At 70.3% G+C, this 19,648-nt stretch carries 15 protein-coding genes; 12 read left to right on the top strand and 3 right to left on the bottom strand.

The features are described from left to right. Positions 1-38 precede the first annotated feature (38 nt). From K2X73_RS03615 to K2X73_RS03605, 3 genes are all read right to left on the bottom strand, one after another. On the bottom strand, positions 39-1,151 hold the full coding sequence (locus tag K2X73_RS03615) for a succinylglutamate desuccinylase/aspartoacylase family protein (RefSeq protein WP_294108639.1): 1,113 nt from the start codon (positions 1,149-1,151) through the stop codon (positions 39-41). A 66-nt stretch (positions 1,152-1,217) separates the two neighbouring features. Continuing rightward, a complete protein-coding gene (locus K2X73_RS03610) occupies positions 1,218-1,472 on the bottom strand; it encodes a hypothetical protein (protein ID WP_294108636.1) in 255 nt (84 codons plus the stop codon). Between the two features lie 84 nt (positions 1,473-1,556). Next, the gene (locus tag K2X73_RS03605) at positions 1,557-1,880 is read right to left on the bottom strand and encodes a UrcA family protein (RefSeq protein WP_294108634.1); all 324 of its coding nucleotides are present in this window, start codon (positions 1,878-1,880) and stop codon (positions 1,557-1,559) included. Positions 1,881-2,084: 204 nt separating this feature from the next. Here K2X73_RS03605 and K2X73_RS03600 point away from each other — a divergent pair, with 204 nt between their 5' ends. The 12 genes from K2X73_RS03600 to K2X73_RS03545 all read left to right on the top strand — a co-directional run bounded on the left by K2X73_RS03600 (position 2,085) and on the right by K2X73_RS03545 (position 19,541). Continuing rightward, positions 2,085-4,598, top strand: coding sequence for a winged helix-turn-helix domain-containing protein (locus tag K2X73_RS03600; protein ID WP_294108632.1), 2,514 nt, complete (start codon positions 2,085-2,087; stop codon positions 4,596-4,598). Then, entirely contained in the window at positions 4,595-5,383 is a 789-nt protein-coding gene (locus K2X73_RS03595) for a glutathione S-transferase C-terminal domain-containing protein (RefSeq protein ID WP_294108631.1), read from the top strand. The genes K2X73_RS03600 and K2X73_RS03595 overlap by 4 nt, the downstream gene beginning before the upstream one ends. Then, positions 5,380-6,582 (top strand): cytochrome P450, encoded by a 1,203-nt coding sequence (locus K2X73_RS03590; RefSeq protein ID WP_294108630.1) that lies wholly within the window; start codon positions 5,380-5,382, stop codon positions 6,580-6,582. Before K2X73_RS03595 ends, K2X73_RS03590 begins: the two co-directional genes overlap by 4 nt. Then, positions 6,579-9,437 (top strand): hypothetical protein, encoded by a 2,859-nt coding sequence (locus K2X73_RS03585; RefSeq protein ID WP_294108629.1) that lies wholly within the window; start codon positions 6,579-6,581, stop codon positions 9,435-9,437. Before K2X73_RS03590 ends, K2X73_RS03585 begins: the two co-directional genes overlap by 4 nt. Positions 9,438-9,508: 71 nt before the next feature. Next, complete coding sequence (locus tag K2X73_RS03580) at positions 9,509-11,302, top strand: DUF885 family protein (protein WP_294108628.1); 1,794 nt, start codon at positions 9,509-9,511, stop codon at positions 11,300-11,302. A 276-nt stretch (positions 11,303-11,578) separates the two neighbouring features. Continuing rightward, positions 11,579-12,679 carry a hypothetical protein gene (locus K2X73_RS03575; RefSeq protein ID WP_294108626.1) on the top strand — a complete coding sequence of 367 codons (1,101 nt, stop codon included), beginning with the start codon at positions 11,579-11,581 and terminating at the stop codon, positions 12,677-12,679. Between the two features lie 28 nt (positions 12,680-12,707). After that, entirely contained in the window at positions 12,708-14,012 is a 1,305-nt protein-coding gene (locus K2X73_RS03570) for a hypothetical protein (RefSeq protein WP_294108624.1), read from the top strand. A gap of 11 nt (positions 14,013-14,023) precedes the next feature. Then, a complete protein-coding gene (locus tag K2X73_RS03565) occupies positions 14,024-15,796 on the top strand; it encodes a hypothetical protein (protein WP_294108622.1) in 1,773 nt (590 codons plus the stop codon). A gap of 15 nt (positions 15,797-15,811) precedes the next feature. Next, entirely contained in the window at positions 15,812-16,600 is a 789-nt protein-coding gene (locus K2X73_RS03560; protein ID WP_294108620.1) for a hypothetical protein, read from the top strand. 49 nt (positions 16,601-16,649) lie between these two features. Continuing rightward, complete coding sequence (locus K2X73_RS03555; RefSeq protein ID WP_294108618.1) at positions 16,650-17,750, top strand: hypothetical protein; 1,101 nt, start codon at positions 16,650-16,652, stop codon at positions 17,748-17,750. 22 nt (positions 17,751-17,772) lie between these two features. Further along, on the top strand, positions 17,773-18,555 hold the full coding sequence (locus K2X73_RS03550; RefSeq protein WP_294108617.1) for a hypothetical protein: 783 nt from the start codon (positions 17,773-17,775) through the stop codon (positions 18,553-18,555). Then, entirely contained in the window at positions 18,552-19,541 is a 990-nt protein-coding gene (locus K2X73_RS03545; protein ID WP_294108616.1) for a DUF4438 domain-containing protein, read from the top strand. The genes K2X73_RS03550 and K2X73_RS03545 overlap by 4 nt, the downstream gene beginning before the upstream one ends. Positions 19,542-19,648 lie beyond the last annotated feature (107 nt).

Genomic DNA, 19,648 nt, shown 5'->3' with positions numbered 1-19,648 from the left:
CATTTGTCGCACCGCGTGGCAAAGATGTAACAGGCCAGTTACGGTCGGCGCGGCGCCTCGCCGGGCTTGGTGCTTCGCGGGGCCAGGAACAGGATGCGCATCAGCGTGTCGCCGGGATCGCGCAGCGGATCGGTCGCGATCGAGCTCACCCGGCCGTCGACCGGGGCCTCGAGGCGTTCGATCACGCGGCCGAAGGGATCGGCGATGGTCGCGACCAACTGCCCCTTCGTCACCGCGTCCCCCAGCCCCACCAGGAGCGTCGCATAGCCGCCGCGCGTGCCGCGTACCGTCGCCAAACTATCGCCGACAAAGGGGGTGACGCTCGCCGCCGGCGCGGCGCCGGGCGCGAGCATCTTCAGATCGACCATCACCCGCGCAATGCCATCGACCGCCCGGCCGATGACGACGGGATCGAACATTTCGGGGCGGTTGAGCTCCAGCGTGATCGCGGGGACGCCGGCGCGCAGCATCTCGGTCTCGACCGAACCCTGCACGCCGGGATCGAGCTTGATCATGTCGGGCGCGATCAGCTCGGCGATCGCGCGGGCGCGGGGCGAGCCGGCGAAGGCATAGATCGGATAAGCGGTGCCGCGCGACTGGGTGTGGAGATCGATCGCGGTATCGGCATTGGGGAACAACAGCCGCGACCACAGCCGATAGGCATAACGATCGCCGCGATCGGTCGCGTCGGCCTTGCCCGGCATCAGCCGGTTGAGATTGTCGCCGTCGCGCCCGTCGCCGGGGGTGAAGGCGCGGCTGTGGTGCAGCAGCCCGGGCGTGTTGAGCCCCGGCACCGCGACGATCGTGCCGCTCAGCACCGCCGGATCGATCCGCTCGACGAGCCGGTGGATCACCGCGACGCCGTTCAGCTCGTCGCCATGGATCGCGGCGGTCAGCAGCAGCCTTGGCCCCGGCCGCGCGCCGCGCACGACGATCACGGGGACGTACCAGCCCTGCCCCACCGCGTTGTCGGTGACGCGGAACCAGAAGCGGTGCACCTGCCCGGCCGCGAGATCGCGGCTGTCGAGCCGGTCGATCACCGGCGTGCCGTCAATGCGGTCGCCGGTCGGGAGGGTCTGCGCGTGGAGCGGTGGCGCGCTCGCCATGGCGAGGGCCGCCAACGCGGTGGCGAGCAAGGCTTTGCCGAACATGGGTGTTTCATAACGCTGGCGGCCCGGCGCGCAAGCCGGCGTCGGCGCCCCCCTCGCACACGGGCTTCAGCTGGCGGGTGCCCGGACGGCGGGGTCGCAGGCCGCGCCGTCGCGCGCCCGTCCGGCGCTGGCGAGGAGCGCCGGCTGGGCTTGCGGTTCGAACGCGGCGAACATGCTCCTCGGCGCGCGATCGGCTTCCGCGCAGGGGCTTGGCGGTTCGGCGGCGAGGTTCGTCGTGCGCACCGCGGGCGGCGCGCAGGCGGCGAGCGTCAGCAGCAACCAATAGAGGCTGCGCGCCCAGCTTCTGATGCGTGGCGACATGGACTGGCTTCCTTCGATCGAACGGCATGACCAAAGGGCAGACCCCGTGCGGGGTCTGCCCCCTCCCTTTGATTGGTCATCCGCTCAGCGCGCGGCGAGCGTGGTGGCCGGGCGCTGATCGCGCGCATAGCGATCCATCGCGATCGTGGTCGCCTTCGCGGCGCATTCGTTGATCAGGTAATAGGGCAGGCCGGGATTGGTCGCGTCGCACACCAGGCGCGAGGCATGGCGGACGCGCTCCAGAAACTGCTTGTGGCCTTTCGCCGTCCCCATGTCCAAATCCTTGTACGAGACGCGCATCGAGGCCTGGTCGCCCTCAATCGTCTGGGCGCGGGCGGCGGTGGTGTCGATGGCGGCGACGGTGGCGACCGCGGCGAGCGCGGCGGCGGTGAAGCGAACCAGGATCATGGCATTTCCTCCGAGCGATGGTTGCCGGCGCCTTGCCGGTGACCAAGCATCTAGGCGGGTCGCCGCGTCCAATCCTGAGGACATTCTGGAAAGATTCTGGAAATCGCCTGGCGCCGCCCGTCGTAACCTTTCTGACGACTGCTTCCTGTTCGCCGATCCGCGTGATAGGTTTCCCATCGCAATCACCTCGAGAGGGAGGCGTGCGTGGCCGACGATGTTCCGTTCGTCTTCGACCGATTCCGTCTCGATCCGCTCGACGCGCGGCTGATCGGGCCGCACGGACCTGTTCCCATCGGCAACAAGGCGCTCGCCGTGCTCGAGGCGCTGCTGCGCGCCGAAGGGCGGCTGATCACCAAGGACCATCTGTTCGAAACCGTCTGGGACGGGATGGCGATCACCGAAAGCGCACTGACCAGCGTAATCAAGGAGCTGCGCCGCGCGCTGGGTGATAACGACAAGCCGCCGCGTTTCATCGAAAGCGTGTATGGGCGCGGCTATCGTTTCCGCGCGGCGGTGACGCGCGAAGGCACGGCGGCGCCCGTGGCCGAGCCTTCCAGCGAACCGCCCCGCGCCTGTCTGCCCCGCCCGGCGGCGACGCTGGTTGGCCGTGACGACGATCTCGCCGCGATCGCCGACCGGCTGCGGGACCATGGGCTGGTGACGATCGTCGGCCCCGGCGGCATGGGCAAGACGCGCGCGGCGCTCGAACTCGCCTGGCGCCAGCGCGACCGGCTCGAGCATGGCGTGTGGTTCGTCGAGCTGGCCCCGCTCAGCCAGGGGCCGCAATTGCCCGAGGCGGTGGCGAAATGCCTCCAGATCGCGCTCCCCGCGACCGATCCGGTCACGGCGCTGGTCGAGCGGCTGCGCTGGCGTGACTGCCTGATCGTGATCGACAATGCCGAGCATCTGATCGCCGATGTCGCCCAACTGGCGGCGGCGGTGCGCGCGGCGTGCCCCGGGGTACGGCTGCTCGTCACCTCGCAGGAGCCGCTGGCGATCGCCGGCGAGCAGCTATGGCGCCTGCCGCCGCTCTCGCCGGACGAGGCCGAGGCGCTGTTCCTCGATCGCGCCCGCGCCATCGACCCCGATTTCGGCGCCGAACCCGCCGAGCGCGCGCCCGTCGCGGAGATTTGCGCCCGGCTCGATCGCCTGCCGCTCGCGATCGAAATGGCGGCGGCGCGCGCGCCGATGCTCGGCAGCGCCGAACTGCTCGCGCGGCTGAGCGACCGCTTCACCTTGCTCACCGGATCGCGCGGCGCCGCGCCGCGCCACCAGACGCTCACCGCGACGCTCGCCTGGAGCCACGACCTGCTGAGCCCGGCCGAGGCGACCCTGTTCCGCCGGCTCGCCGTGTTCACCGGCAGTTTTTCGTTGCAAGCCGCCGCCGCCATCGCCGCCGACGAGGCGCTGGCGCCCGATGCCGTGGTCGCGGCGCTGGCGGCTTTGGTCGCGCGCTCGCTGGTCGCGGTGCAGGCCGGCGACGGGCGACGGCGCTATCAGCTGCTCGAGACGATGCGCGCCTTCGCGCTCGCCAAGCTGGAGGCGGCGGGAGAGCAGGCGGCCTGGCGGCGGCGCCACGCCGCCTATTTCGCCGATCTCGCCGAGCCCATCCTCGCCGACTTTTGCGGACCGGTCAGCGATGCCGAGCTGGTGCGCCGCTACCGGGTGGAGTTCGACAATATCAACGCCGCGATCGACTGGGCCTATGGCGCGGAAGGCGACCGCGAACTGGGTCACCGGCTGGTCGCCTATACCACGCATATGCGCACCGACCGGCCGGGCAAGCGGCTGCTCGACCGGGCGATCAGCCAGCTGAGCCCGTCGACGCCCGCGACGATCCGCGCCCGGCTGCTCTCGGCGCGGCTGCACGCGCTGATGCGGCTGAAGCCCAGCGCCGCGCTCGAGCTGGCCGACGAGGCGCTCGACGCGCTGCGATCGAGCAGCAACGACCCCGAAATGATGATCGACACGCTGTCGTCCAAGGGGTTCGCTTACTGGTTCACCGGCCGGCTGGCGGAGGCACGGCGCGTGTCCGACGAAATCCAGGCGCTGCTGCCGCAGGGGCCGCTATCACGGATCGGCGTGCTCGGCCTAGGGCTGGAGGCGTGCGTGCGGCTGGGCGAGGCGGGGCCGGCGGCGGCGCGCCCGCTGTTCGCGACGATGATCGCGGCGCTGCGGGCGGTCGGCGCGCCGGGCCTCGCCCATTATTGGGAGATGACCGCGCTGAGCTTCGAGCCCGACGACGATCTCGACGCGTCGATCGCGGCGTGGCGCGACTTGTTCGGCCGGGTGCAGCACGGCGTCGCGCAGAGCCATGAGGTGCCGTGCCAGGTCGCGACCGAACTCGCCAGCCGGCTCGCGCGCCGGGGGACGCCCGACGATCTCGACGAGGCATTGACGATCGCGCGCGATCAGTTCCGGCTGAACGCGATGGCGCTCGATTACCTGGCTTTCCTGCCGATGGTGTGCATCGCCGCCAAACAGGGTCGCGCGGCGGACGCGGCGATGCTGCTCGGCCACGCCGAAGCGCGCCGCCGCCAGGCAGGCGAATCGGTGCTGACCAAGCGCGATTTCGCCGAGGCGCACGCGGTGGTTTCGGCGGCGCTGCCCGCGGACGAGCGCGACGCGCTGCTCGAACGCGGCGCGGGGCTGCCGATGCACGCCGCGGTCGATCTCGCGCTTGGCGCCCCCACCGCCCCCGCGCTGGTGGCGGCGTGAGCGCGGGGCCGCCGCCGCCCTATCGCCTGCTATCGGTCGCGATCAGCAATGGCTGCGATCTGATGCGCTGGCTGCTCGATCGCGCGGGGCTCGATTTCGAGGAGGAGCTGCACGTTCCGCTGCTCCATATTTTCGCCACCTGGCCGCGCGGCGCGGGCGTCGAGGTGCCGGTGATCCTGGCGCCCGGCACCTTGTGGAAGGGGCCATTCGGCCAGCTCGACGCGATCGACGGCCACGCACCGGCGGGCGCCAAGGTCTATGGCGACACATTGGAGGAGCGGCTGGAGAACAACGCCTGGCTGCGCCAGATCTTCCCCAGCTTCTTCGGTTTCCCGCGCCAATATGTCTATCATTTCGTGCTGAAGGACCGGCGGGTAATGACGCCGATCGCGATCCATGGCGCGCCGTGGTGGGAACGGATGGTGGTGCGCTGGCTCTATTTCCTGTGGGAGCCGTTGCTGCGCCGCGGGCTCGGCATCACCCCGCAAGTGGTGGCGGACGCGCCCGCCGCGCTCGCCAAGGGGCTGGACGCGGTGGCGGCGGAGCTTGGCCGGCGCGGCACCCCGTTCCTGGCGGGCGACGCCCCCGGCGGGGTCGACATCGTGATGGCGGCGTTGATCGCGCCGCTGGTCTTCCCGCCCGAATATGGCGGCATGGCGCCCCCGCTCGACGAAGTGGCGCCGGTGCTGCGCGACTGGGTGCTCGCCAACCGCACCCACCCCGCCGGCGCCTATGCGCTCGCGGTCTATGCCCAGAACCGCCCGCATTATCGGGGCCTGCCATGACGATGGCGCCGGCGGAGAGCTGGCACACCCCGGCGGGCGGCGGCGGCGCGATCGCCAAGCTGCTGCGCGCGCGGCGGCTCGGCTGGTGGGCGGCGCGGATCGGCATCGCGCTCGCCCGCTGGTGGAACAAGCCGCTGCGGCTGGGGCAGAGGGTGATCGTCGCGCGGCACGACCATGTGCAGGAGGTGCTGCGCCGCGATCTCGATTTCCTGATCGCGCCGGTGAATGGCGATCGGTTCGAGGCGATCGGCTTTCCCTTCATCCTGGGCAAGGACCGGGCGATGCCGCTGGCGCATGAGCGCGCCACGCTCTACCGGGCGCTGTCCCGGGTCGACATGGCGCCGCTCCAGGCGGCGCTGGAGCGCGCGATCACGGCGCGGCTGGGCACCGGCGCGCACAGCATCGACATCGTTGGCGACTATGCGCGCCCGCTCGCCGGGAGCACCGCGCGCGCGTTGTTCGGCATCGCCCCCGCCGACGAGCCCGCGTTCCTCGACGCGGCGCGGGCGATCTTCGCGCATTGTTTCCTCAATCTGGCGGGCGACAAGGCGGTCGAGGCGCGCGCGCTCGCCGCCGCCGCGCAGTTGAGCGCCTGGTTCACCACCGAGATCAACCGCCGCCGCGCCGCGGGCGCGCTGGGTGAGGATCTGATGGGCCAGCTGCTGCGCGCCGGCGCCGACGACGATCTCGTCCGCCGCAGCCTGGGCGGGATGCTCGTCGGCAGCATCGACACCACCGCGACCGTGGTCGCCAAGGTGATGGCGGTGCTGATCGCCGATCGCGCGCTGCTGGCGCGCGTCGCCGCCGATCACGCCGATCCGGCGCGCATGGCCGCCTGGTGCGACGAGGCGTTGCGGCGCTGGTGCCATGTGCCGCTGCTCGGCCGGCAAGCGGCGGGCGCGACCGAGCTGGGCGGCACGCAAATCCCGGCCTCGGCGCAGCTGATCCTGTGGACCCAGGCCGCGATGTGCGATCCGGACGCCTTTCCCGATCCGGCGACGCTGCGCCCCGATCGCCCGAGCGGCGCCTATCTCCACCTGGGCGGCGGACTCCACCCATGCGCGGGGCGGGCGATCAACCGCTGGCAGATCGCGATGCTGGTCGGCGGGCTGGTCGCGCGCGGACCGCAGCGGCTGGCGCCGATCGAGTGGGCCGGCCCCTTCCCGGCGCACGCCCGGCTGAGCCTGGCGGGGCTATGAACCAGGCCTTCGTCACCATCGTCGCGCCGCTCGATCCGGCGAAGCTCGCGACCGCGCAGGCGGCGATCGACCTGCTCGGCAACCCGATCGCGCCGGAGCTCGCCGCCTTGCTGGGCAAGACCGATGCCGATGGCGGCGGCACCCATTTCCTGAGCCTCCACGCGCTGCCGAGCTTCACCGCCGGCCGCGCGCATCTGGTGCTCGAATTCTCCGCCGATGGCAGCGAGGCGCAAGCGATCGACCGCGTCGCCACGGCGATCGGCGGGATACTCGGCCCGATTTTCGCGCTCGCCCGCGATTGGGGAGACGGCAATGTCGCCGCCTATCTGAAGGCGCACAGCATCACCTGCGGCTTTGGCTGGCGGACCGCGCCGGGGCTGAACCATGGCGGCAGCCCGGGGATGAGCGTCGGGCGGATCATCGCCGAGGCGGCGCTCGCCGATCGCTGCGCCGGGGTGCTGAACGCGCAAGGGGCGGGGCTGAGCGCGCTCGCCCGGCTGGAGGCGGTGCGCGCGGCGCTTGGCGACGAAGGCCGCGCGCTGCCCCCGGGGGACGCCGCCCCGGCCTTCGCCAAGCAGGGCCTGGCGAGCATCATCCCCACCGCCGCGCTCGCCTTTATCCGCACCTATTTGTGGCCGGTCGGGCTGGTGCTGCTCGCGTGGATCGCCGCGAGCGCGCTGTGGCGCGCCCGGCACGCGCCCGATTGGCGCCACGCGCTGCGCCCCGCGCTCCACGGCGCCTGGCACGGCCTGTGGAGCGGCGCGCTGATCCTCGCGGTCGCGACCGCGCTGCTGCTCGGCCTCACTTACTGGCTGCTGCGCCGCGCCGAGGCGCGCGACTGGGTGAGCGAGCGCAACCCCGATCGCGCGACGCTGCGCGAGATCGTGGCGCGCGAAAACCACTTCGCGCACAACCACATGGTCTCGCTCACCGAGCGCAAGCCCGGCTGGGTGCGCGCCTTCACCGCCCGGCTCGCCTTCTGGGCGATCGCGACGCTGTCGCCGATGCTCTACCGCCCGGGTTATCTCGGGCCGATCGGCACGATCCATTTCGCGCGCTGGGTAACGGTGCCGGGCACGCGCGATTTCATCTTCTTCTCCAACTATGGCGGCAGCTGGGAGGCCTATCTCGAGGATTTCATCACCCTCGCCCATATCGGCCTTACCGGCGTCTGGTCGAACACCGTCGGCTTCCCCAAGAGCGCCAACCTGTTCCAGCAGGGCGCGACCGATGGCGAGCGCTTCAAGCGCTACGCGCGACAAAGCATGGTGCCGACGCGCTGCTGGTACAGCGCCTATCCCAGCCTCACCACCGACATGATCCGCGCCAACGCCGCCGTCCGCCGCGGGCTGACCGGCGCGATGACCGAGGACGAGGCGAACAGCTGGCTCTGCCATTTCGGCTCGGCGATCCGCCCGCAGGACACGCTCGTCACCCCGCAAATTCAAAGCCTGTTGTTCGGCGGGCTGGGCTTCCTGGAACATGCCGCGTTCAGCCTGTGGCGCCTGCCGCGAGACCGCGCGCTCGCCCGCGCCTGGCTGCGCGATCTGCAGCCGCTGATCGGCTGGGGCGATGGCCGCCGCGTGCGCGACGACGATCGGCTGCGCGCGGTGGTGCAATTGGGGCTGAGCGCGCCAGGCCTCGCCACGCTCGGCCTGCCGCCCGACGCGCTCGACAGCTTCCCGCCCGCCTTCGTCGAAGGCATGGCGGCGCGCGCGCGCATTCTGGGCGACAGCGGCGACACCGCGCCCGATCGATGGTGGTGGGGCGCCGAGCCCGACCATGTCGCGCTGATCGTCTATGGGCAGGACGCGCCGACGCTCGCCGCGATCGAGGCCGAACTGCTCACCGCCGCGCTCCATCGCGGCGTGCTCCAGAGCCACCGCGTCGAAATGGCGCGCTTCGATCGCGCCAACAATTACGAACCGTTCGGCTTCGCCGATGGGGGTTCGCAGCCGGTGATCCGGGGCACGTACAAGGGCTTGCGCAGCGGCGATCCGCTGCACCTGGTCGAACCCGGCGAGTTCATCCTGGGCTATCCCGACAATCGCGGCAATCTGCCCCCCGGGCCGGTGATGGACCCGATGGACGACCCCGAGAACCGCCTGCCGCATCTCGATCCCGACACCAGCTTCGCGGCGGCGGGCGTCAACCAGCAGCGCGCGATCGGGCGCGACGGATCGTTCCTGGTGGTCCGCCAGCTCGAACAGGATGTCGCCGCGTTCAACAGCTATTGCGCGGAGACGGCGACCGAAATCGCCCCCCGGCTCGGCGCGCCTTATTGGGTGACGCCCGATTTCATCGCCGCCAAGCTGGTCGGGCGCTGGCGCAACGGCGCCGCGCTGGTCCGCGCGCCGTATAGCGCCTCGGCCAAGCAGGCGATCATCGACGCCAACGACTTCTGGCTGGGCGCCGAAGACCCCGAAGGGCTGCGCTGCCCGTTCGGCGCGCATATCCGCCGCGCCAACCCGCGCGACAGCCTCGATCCCGGCTCGGCCGATCAAGTGGCGATCAGCAACCGCCACCGCATCATGCGCATCGGCCGCCACTATGCCCCCGACCCCGGCGCCAATCCGGGGCTGCTGTTCATGTGCCTGAACGGCGATCTGGAGCGGCAGTTCGAATTCATCCAGCAGACCTGGATCAACGGCAATATCGTGTCGCTCAGCTGCCCGATCAGCCTGAAGGGCGAAGGCGATCCGCTGCTCGGCCCGGGCGGCGGCAGTGGCTTCACCATCCCGACGCGCGATGGGCTGGTGCGGCTGAAACCCCCGCCCCGCTTCGTCACGATGCGCGGCGGCGGCTATTATTTCCTTCCCGGCCGCGCGCTGCTCGGCTGGCTCGCGGCGGCGTGATCGCCGACGCCAAGACGCTTGCTCGCGGCGTCGGGGCGTGCCAGCGTATGGCAACACTAGGGAGGAATGGCATGGATCGGCGGCAATTCTTGGTGAGCGGCAGCATGGCGGCGCTCGCGGCGAGCGTTCCGGTACGCGCGCAGGCGCCGAGCGGCGACGCCAAGCTGAACGCGCTGTTCGATCGCATCTTCAACGAGAATATCGACGAAAGCCCCGAAGGCGCGACACAATTGGGGCTCGATCGCGGCCCGCGCGCGGCGCTGCGTCGCAAGCTCGACGATTATTCGCTCGCCGGGCGCGCGCGTCAGGTAACGCGCGGCAAGGCCGCGATCGCCGCCATCGAGGCGGTGGACCCCGCGAGCCTCACCGCCGAGGGCAAGCTGAACCGTGAGGTCGTGCTCTATTCGCTCAACAGCGGGCTGAAGGGCGCCGCCAAATACGGCATCCAGAGCACGATCCGGCCCTATGCGATCTTCCAGCAGGGCGGCGCCTATTTCTCGGTGCCCGATTTCCTCACCTCATCGCACGTCATCAAGGACATGGGCGACGCCGACGCCTATCTCGCCCGGCTCGAAGCCTTCGCGACCGCGCTCGACCAGGATAGCGAAACGCAGCGCGCGGACGCGGCGCGCGGCTATGTCGCGCCCGATTTCGCGCTCGAACTCACGCTCGGCCAGCTCGACAAGCTGCGCGGGGTGAAGCCCGAGGAAAGCTCGCTCGTCACCTCGCTCGCCACCCGCGCCAAGGCGGCGAACCTGGCGGGCGACTGGGGCGCGCGCGCGACGGCCCTGCTGAGCGAGAAGGTCTATCCCGCGCTCGATCGCCAGATCGCGCTGGTGAAGGGGCTGCCGCGCCGCAAGGAAGCCGGGCTGTGGGCGCTGCCGCAGGGCGACGCGATCTATGCCGATGCGCTCGCCGCCGCGACGACCACCAGCTACTCGCCCGATGAGGTCCACAAGCTCGGCCGCGCGCAAGTGGCGGAGATCAGCGCCGAACTCGACAAGATCCTGCGCGCGCAGGGGTTGACCCAGGGCTCGGTCGGGGCGCGGCTGACGGCGCTGAACGCGCGGCCCGAACAGCGCTACGCCGATACCCCCGAAGCCCGCGCGGAACTGCTCGCCGGGCTCAACGCCGGGGTGAAGGCGATGCAGGCCAAGATCGGCCAAGTGATCAGCAACCCGCCCACCGCCCCGCTCGAAATCCGCGCGGTGCCGGTGGAAATCCAGGATGGCGCGTCGAACGGTTATTACCGGCTGGCCGCGCTCGATGGCTCGCGCCCGGCGATCTACTTCATCAACCTGAAGGATCTCGGCGACTGGCCGAAATACACCCTGCCCTCGCTCACCTATCACGAGGGCGTGCCGGGGCATCATACCCAGCTGAGCATCGTCGCCGGCCTGAAGACGCCGCTGCTGCGCCGGCTGTCGTTCTTCAGCGCCTATTCCGAAGGCTGGGCACTCTATGCCGAGCAACTGGCCGACGAGCTGGGCGGCTATAACGGCGCGATCGAGCGCGCGGGCTATCTCCAAAGCTATCTGTTCCGCGCGGCGCGGCTGGTGGCCGACACCGGCATCCACGCCAAGCGTTGGACGCGCGAGCAGGCGACCGATTACCTGGTCGAGACGGTCGGCTTCGCCCGCCCCCGCTCGCAGCGCGAGATCGAGCGTTACTGCACCCAGGCCGGCCAGGCGTGCAGCTACAAGCTCGGCCACATCGCCTGGAACCGCGCGCGGGAGAAGGCGCGGGCGATCATGGGCGCGAAATTCGACATCAAGGCGTTCCATGACGTGCTGCGCGACGGCGCGGTGCCGCTGACGATCCTCGACAAGCTGGTCGAAGCGCGGGCGCGGGCGGCGATCGCCTGAATCACCCCGCCCGGGATTGCCCGGACGCGCACGGCGTTGCCCCGGGGCGGCTTTGCGTCGCCCCGGACGTGCGTGGCATTGCCCGGGAAAGGCTCGGCGCTGCCCCGCGCTGGCCAAATCCGCGTCCCCCATTCGAGGGGCCGCACGCGGCGGACCGCGAAATCCCCACCCGATCATGTCGACTATCGCGCCGGCCCCGGCGAGCCGATCCTAGCATCCGGCCCGCTAGCCAGCACCTCGCCGCTGTTCGCGAGGCAGTCGAGAGGAGACTTCGACATGGATCGCTTCGAGGAGGATATGTTTGACGACCTCGCAATGGACGAGGCCGAGGGTGCCGCCGACGGTTTCGACGCCTTTGACGCCGGCGACGAGTTCGACGCGGGCGACGAAGCCGACGGCTTCGACGGCGCCGACGAGGCCGACGGGTTCGACGGCTATGACGAGTTCGACGCCGCCGACGCTGGCGACGAGTTCGATTCCTACGACGAAGCCGATGGCTTCGACGCGGCCGACGGCTTCGACGGGTTCGAAGAAGGCGACGAGGGCGATGAGGAAGACATCGACCGGATGCTCGCCTTCGCGCTCGGCGCGGAGGATAGCGACGAGTTTTTCCGCCGTATTGCCCGTACCTTATCGCGTGTCGGCGGCGCGGTGGCGCGCGGGGTTGCCCGGGCGGCGCCGGTGGTCGGCCAGATCGCGCGCACGGTCGCGCCCGTCGCGGGGCTGATCCCGGGGGTCGGCGCGATCGCCGGGCCGGTCGCCAATGTGCTCGGCCAGCTGCTCGCCGACGAGGCTTCGGAGGAAGAAGCGCTCGATGCCTTCGCCGAACTGTCGGTGCGCGAGCGCCGCGCGGTGCCGGTCGTGGCGGCGCTCGCCGCGCGTACGATCCTGGGGCCACGCGCGGCGAGCCTGCCCCCGGCGGTCCGGCGCCAGGCGGTGCAGACGATCCGGGCGGCGGCGACCCAGCTCGTCAATCGCGGCGGCCCGGGCGCGATCCGCGCGCTGCCGCGCATCGCCCGCAGCGTCCGCCGTACCGCCGTCGCGCGCCGCACCCCGGTCCAGATGCGGCCCCAGGTGCTGGCGAACACCGTGCGCCGCGTCGCCCGGCAGAACCCGCAGCTGCGCCACCGGCTGGTGCGCCCCTCGCCCACCGGGCGACGCGTGATCCAGCGCGTCGGCCAGGCGGTGCGCGCCGGTCGTCCGCCCGCCGCCGTCGTGCGCCGGGTGATCGGCGGCGCGGGTGGAGCGGGTCTCGGCCATCATGGCGGCGGCTATGGCGGCATAGCGGGCACCACCACGGCGGGCCACGGGACGCGGCATCATCGCGGCCGGCGCATCACGATCCGCGGCCCCGTGACCATTGTGATCCGCCGCTGATCAGGCGCCTTGGGGAAGGAGCACGGCCATGCCCGCGGACACGCTCACCCGCTTCGTCGACACCAAGCTGATCGCGCTCCAGGCGCGCGCGGGCCGGCTTACGGTGCTGACGCCGCGCCGGGTGGGCTTGCGCCCGCAGGACATGCCCTATGCCCCTTCCCCCGCCCATTTCGGCGCCGCCAATCGCCGGCTCGCCACGATCGCCCGGTCGATCCGCCGCCGCTCCGGTGCGCTCGAACGGGTCTGGCGCGACAAGACTCCCAACCAGAAGCTCACCGCGATGGCGCTGCTCGATCGCGACGTCGATCGCACCCGCCGCACCTTTGGCATGTTGTTCGAGATTTTCTGCCAGCGCGGCTCGAGCTTCGCTCCCGCGCTCGCCGCGCATGACGTGATCGCCGCCGATTGCTACGCGGCGGTACGCGCGGCGCTGCCCGATGTGTTCGAAGGCCCGCTGCTCAAGCCGCTCACTTACATGGAGCATGGCTATTCGCCCGCGACCCAGCGGCGCGGCGTCGCGCTCGCCCGATTGCTGGGCGACAGCAACCCCTTTCCGGTGATCCGCATTCCGTGGGATCGCGACAATCCCTGGCAATCGGTGTTCCTGCATGAAGTAGCGCATAATCTGCAGGCGGACATGCGGCTGTGGCACGAAAATGCCGACGCGCTCGCCAACCGGCTGGTGCGGATGCGCTTCGATCCGCTGGTGGTGACGATCTACCGCCGCTGGCACAAGGAAATCTTCGCCGATCTCGCCGCGCTGCTGCTGGGCGGCACCGCATCCGCCTGGGGGATGATGGAATTCCTGGCGCATCCCGAAGCGCGCGCGCTCACCTATCGCCCCGGCAGCGTCCACCCGACCGGCTGGTTCCGCGCGCTGATCCTGACCGAGATGATGCGCCGGATGGGCTTTCCCGAAAGCGCACAAAAGGCCGAGCGCGTCTGGCGGCAACTCTACAATCCCGGCCACGGCCACCGCCTGCCGCCGGCGCTGCTCGCCGCCACGCCGCATGTGATCCCGGCGGTGGTCGACGAGATCGCCTATCAGCCGCGGCGCAACCTCGGCCAGCACGCGCTCGCCGACGCCATCCCGTTCACCCGCGCCGACGAAGCCGCGATCCGGCGCGGCGGCATCGCCATCGCCGCCGGGCGGGTGCCGCCGCTGCCGCCGCGCTTCCTCGTGTCGGCGAGCCGCTTCGCGCTCGAAAGCGGGGGTGACCCGACGCGCATCGCGCGGCTGGTGATCCACCACCTCGCCCGGCTTCACCGGCACGATCCCGTCTCCGGCCGTGGCCACGCGCCGCGCGCTTCCGCCCACCCCGTCGCAGCATGAGGTAGACCGCGATGACCGACCCCCAGACCTCGACACCGCTGGCCAGCCGATCGCCCAACGCCATCACGGTCGACAATCTGCTGCGCCGAACGCTGCGCGTTAGCGACCCCAGCGATCCGCAGCAGATCGCAGGCGCCTTGCTCGATCGCTATGCCGCCGACGCGGAGCTGATCCGGCGCGAACGCGAAGGCCTGCCTTTCGCATCGACCACCGCGCCGCTGCCAACCAGCTTCGCCGGACCGCCAAGCGGTTCGGTGGCAGAGATCGCGCAGGCGCGCGACGATCTGGAGCGCGATCTCGATTCGCTCCAAACGACGGCGGCGCTCAAGGACATCCGCGTCGAAATCCGCGGTTGGGCGCGCAGCTTGCGACAGACGGCGGCGAACGGGCTCGCCGCCGCCGCGCAGGCACTCGACGCGGTGCAGCTCAACACCGCCTTGGCGGCGCGGCGCAGCTTCGGCGATTATGCCCGGCTGGCGCGCTATATCGGCGCGCTCACCCCCGATCAGCAGCCCGCGTTCCGACAATTCGCGCAAAGCTGTGACGTGATGGCCGGGCTGATCCTCGTCGCGATCGGCGATGGCTATGCGGCGAGCGGCATCACTCGATCGACGGCGATGCTGCGGGTGAGCGCGGGCGAGCTGCAATCGCGGCGGAACGCCGTGGTCTTGGCGCTCCGCACGATGACCGGCACGGTCGAGGCGAGCCTCGGCCAGGAGGATTGGCCGCGCGGGTTGGAGGCATTCCGCCAGCTCACCCACGCGCTCGACAATCAAGGCCAGGCCGATCTGCGCGCGCTGCTGGAAGAAAATACCCTGGCGAGCGCGCTTGACGAGCTGGTCGATCTGACGACCGGCGGCAGCGTCAACAGCCTGCGCGACCTGTCGACCGCTTCGGCGATGCTGGTCGGGCGCCTCCAGCGGCTGGTCGAATATGGCCAGACCTTCGCCGCGCCCGATTATCGCGAGACCTCCAAAGATCCCAACGCCACATCGTCGCCGGAATCGCCGCCCATGTCGGCCTTCGTTTCGGCGCTATCGCTGTTCGTTGACGCCTTCCGCAGCGTGCGCGGCGCCCGGCTGCTCGACATCTCGCGACCGACCATGCTGCTCTACGGGCTCTACAACTCGATCGGCACCGATCAGGTCGCTGATCGGCTCCGCCGGCTGGTGAGCGTTCGCGGCGCGCTGGCTCAGAGCATCGACTGCTTCGCCGATTGCGGCTGCGATTCACAGGCGACCCAGTGCCAGATCGTGCTCGACCTGCTGCTCTACAATCTCGATCGGTGCATCGATTACTACGCGCTGAGCCCCAGCCTGGACGGGCGGGGCGAGCCCGAAATCAGGGCATACAGCCTCGCCGATCTCATCATGTCCTTCGGGCATATCTGCAACGAGCTGGAAGCGGCGGGGCGAGCACCGGAAATCAGCCATGCGCTCGATGACGCGCTCAACGAAGTGCAGCGGATCGTGTCGCAGGAATGGGGCTATGGCAGCCTGCCTCGGCGCGACCGGAGCATCGTGATCCGCGAACTGAGCAGCCAATATCTGGTCGAGGCGCGGGTGCAAGACGTCGCCCGCTCGCTCGCGCCGGCATGCAAGCTCGAGCTGGTGTTCGATTACAGCCGCGATCGTTCGGTGGGGCTGGAGCTGATCGGGTGGGTGCTCGAGGAGGTCTACAAAGTGGCGGTGCCGCAATCGGGCGGTCCGATCTCGATCCCGCCGACGCTGTCCACCTCGGTCAGCCGGCTGGCCTTTGGCCGTGCCAATCGGCGCCAAATCTGAGCAGGGAGAAGCACCATGTCGCACGCATCCCGCACCGATTTTCGCAAGCTCGCCGCCGAATTCGTCGAGCGTCAGGCAAGTGCTCCAGCCGCCGGGCACGGGATGCCGGGCGGCGGCGGGGCGGCAAGCTCGGCGGTCGACGTGCCCAGCCTGCCGGCGGTGCTTGACCGTGTGCTCGGCAAGGTCGGGCGGCTCGACGGAATCGAAACCGCGATCGATACGACCCGCGGCGACGTGATCGGCCTTGCCGAAACCGCGGCTGCCCTGAAAGACGATACCGCCACGATCCAGCAGGCGCTGGGTGCGGAAGGCGCGATCGCCAGCCGTTTGACGACCATCGCCGGCCATCTCGACGCGCTGGGCAGGATCGCCAAGACGCTCGCGCGGCCCCAGGCGCCGGCCGGCATCTCGCTCGCGGTCGTGCGCTTCATCGCCGCGATTCTCGATACGAGTGGCGACGTCGTTCAGCGCACCGGCTGGGGCGCGATCGTCCACAAGGAGCTTCAGCGCCCCAACCTCGCCAGCTTCGCCAAGATCACCGACCCACTCGGCGAAGCGCACAAGTTCAAGACCGCGTTCGAGCGCGGCGGCCATGCTCGCGAACTGGCGATGACCGATCACGACTGGTTCGTCACGATCACGACGTTGATCGCGCTGGCCCAGCCGGCGGAGCATCACCCCGACCAGCCGGAAGACGTGACGCTGGTGACGAATTCACCCGCCGCGCCCGCCGCCATCGCCAAGGAGGCGGCCGCCGCCAAGCCGAAGGGGCCAACCCGCGCCGATCCCAAATCGTCCGCCTGACGCGCTGCCCCGCCCCCGCGCCGAGCAAATTCCAGGATGAGGTCCGATCATGGCTTACGAATCAAACGACGTCATCAAGCGGCTCTTCCAGCGCTTCTTCCGCGATGAGCTGCCCAATTTGTCGCCAGCCGAGCGGGCCGCGTTCGAGGCGCAGTTCGAGGATCGCTTCGAGGATCTGGTGCAACGCGCCTCAAGCCCCAGTCCGACCAGCTTCGGCGACCTGACCGGCCTTTCGGGCGGACCGATCAAGGGGTTCGAGCAGCTCGCCTACCCGCTGCTGCGCAATGATTTCGATGAATCGGTCATCCCCAGCCAGCTCCACGCGGCGGCCGAGCTTTACTACATCTACCAGATGGAACGGATGAAGGTGTTCCAGGTCGTCAACGTCCTGCGCCGCATGTTCCAGTTGGGGCAGATGCGCATCCAGCGCGGCCCCGGTGCGCGCGGGCTCTACATTCTCGAGAAATGGACGCCGATCCGCTATGCGCGGCGCGACCGGCTGATCGCCTATCGCCGCGCCTTCAACTACGGTACCGTCGCGACGCCGGCCGGCGCGGTGACCAACCGCAATTTCCACTTCCAGCTCGTCGCCTTCATGTCGGCGCTGGCGCAGTATTTCCGCGATCTGACGATCGGCCTCGTCATCCGCGGCAGCAACGCGCTCGATGAACGGCCGTTCGCGCCGCTCGCGACGATCCAGCGGGTCGGCACCGATCTGCGCTTCGCGCTCGACCGCGCCAGCTATGGCAACATCCTCGCGCTCACCACCGAGGTCGGCCAGTATCTCCAGCAAATCTTCGAGCTGCTCGACGCGCCCGATATCAAGAAGGCGTTCGACGCCAACACCAAATGGGACGTGATCGAGGTCGTCTCCCAGCGCCATCTCGGCGGCGCGGCCGATCTGTCGCAGCGCGCCAAGCTCGCCGAGAGCGGCCGTCGCATCCTGCAATATATCGCCGACAACGACTTCCGCACCACCATCGACCCGGTGGTGTTCCAGGCCGATGCCAAGGCGGTGGGGATGCACGCCGAAGCCTGGATCGCCGCCTATCGCACCACGCCGGAAGGGCGGCGCTTCCCCGGCGTTACCGAGCATCTGCGCTGGATGGCGGGGCTTTCCACCCGTCAGTCGATGATGGTTTCGGCCTGAGCGCCGGCGAGGGAGTGCCGCGATGGAGGCCAGGCTGCCGCTCTCGCTCAAGGTCACCGCGCGAACGAGCGCGTTCATCCTTGATGCCGCGCTCGCGCTCGAACCGCTGGGGCTGCTCACCGCGCTGCGTCTGGCGCCATTCGCGCCAGTGTGGCTGCCGCGCAGCTTCTGGGGGCTGCTCGATAACGACAGCTTCTACCGCGCCCACCCCGACAGGCTCGGAGGCATGGGGCATGACGACGCGGCGCGCGCGGCGATGGCGGCGCAGCTCCCCGGCTGGCACCGCGCCTGGAGCTATGGCCGGCTGAGCGCGAGCCTCTATTGGGTGGGCGACGCGCATTATGAAAGCCGCCTGCCGGAGGGGATTGGCGGCGAGTTGCTCCCGCGCTTCGAACGCTGCGCCGCCGCGCTCGACGCCGCGTGGAGTCGCCGTCAGCTGGGAAGCGACGGCCCGCTCGCGGAATGCGCGCGCGACAGCCTGGCGCTCGCCGCCGCGCTTCAGCCCGATCCGGTGACCATTCTGACACCCGGTGGCGGTGACGCGCCGCCGTTGCTCTGCGGCCTGTTCGAGCAGGCGGGGCTCGATGCGTCGGTGATCGCGCTGCCCGGGCGCGCCGCCGCGCCGCCGGGCGCGCTGTTGCCGCTCGCCGCGCATCGCCGGCGCTACGCCGCGGTCCACGTGATCGCTCCCGCGGCGCTCGCGTTCGCCGAGGCGATTGACGAAACAGAGGAGGATGTGTTCGACGCCGATCCCGCCCCCTGGGCCGGCGCGGCGCTCCTCTGGCAACGGGTAGAAGCGCGATGAGCATGCGCGATCACAGCCGCCCGCGCATCAACCGCGACGAGTTGGTGATGATCACCGTGCTCGGCCAGGTCGCGCCGCCGCTCGAACGCCTCGGGCCGTGGCGGATCGGGGCGGACGGCACCCCGCGCCACCTGCCCGGCTCGGGCGGGATCGTGCTCAGCCACCGCGTCGGCGATCGCTGCGTCGGGCTCGCCGCCGACCATGTCGAGCCTGGCGTCTCGATCCGCAACGAGGCGCGCGCGGGCGACGGCGCCGCCAATCAGGCGCTGCAATCCTACGCCTGCATCGGCAATTTCGCCGTGATCCAGTCGGGCCGCGCGCTTGGTTCGCGCGGCGTGGTGGTGGGCAAGCATGGCGGGATCGACAATGTGCTGCTCGATTTCCCGCTGCCCGTGATGCGGCGGATGGCGATCGGCGACCGGGTGCAGGTCTATGCCTATGGCATCGGCGCGCGGTTGATCGACTATCCCGACATTCGCCTCGTCAACTGCGCGCCCCGGCTGATCGCCAAATGGCGGCTGTGGGATAGCGACGGGCGGCTGTCGATCCCGGTCACCCATGTGGTGCCGGCGCGGCTGATGGGATCGGGGCTGGGTAAAAACAACGTCATTAGAGGCGATTACGACATTCAGCTCTCCGATCCGGAGGCGGTACGCCGCCACCGGCTGGGCAGCTTACGCTTTGGCGACATCGTCGCGATCGAGGATGCCGATAACCGGTTCGGCCGATCGCAGCACGGCGCGTTCGTCTCGGTGGGCGTCGTCGTCCATAGCGAGAGCACCGTCGCGGGCCATGGTCCCGGCGTGGTCACCTTGCTGTCCGGCCCCGCCGACCAGATCGCGATCCGGCGCGACCCCGCCGCCAACATCGCGACGATCCTCGGCATCCGCCAGGCCGCGCCGCCGCAGCCGCGCCTGCCGCTTCCCGAGCGCGAGGCGCGCGAGCGCCAGCGCGCCGCCACCCGCCTCCCCGTCCTGACCGAATGAGGCCTGCCATGCTCTCCACGCTTGAACAGACCATCGAACATGAAATCGCCCGGTTGAGCGGCTCCCGCTGCCGCTGCGGGGGCTGCGATCCGGGCGCGACCGACCGC

It is taken from the genome of Sphingomonas sp. (assembly GCF_019746665.1).
In the GTDB taxonomy this organism is placed as follows: Bacteria; Pseudomonadota; Alphaproteobacteria; order Sphingomonadales; family Sphingomonadaceae; genus Sphingomonas.
Note: the sequence above shows the minus strand (reverse complement) of the source record. Positions and strands in the feature narration are given on the sequence as shown.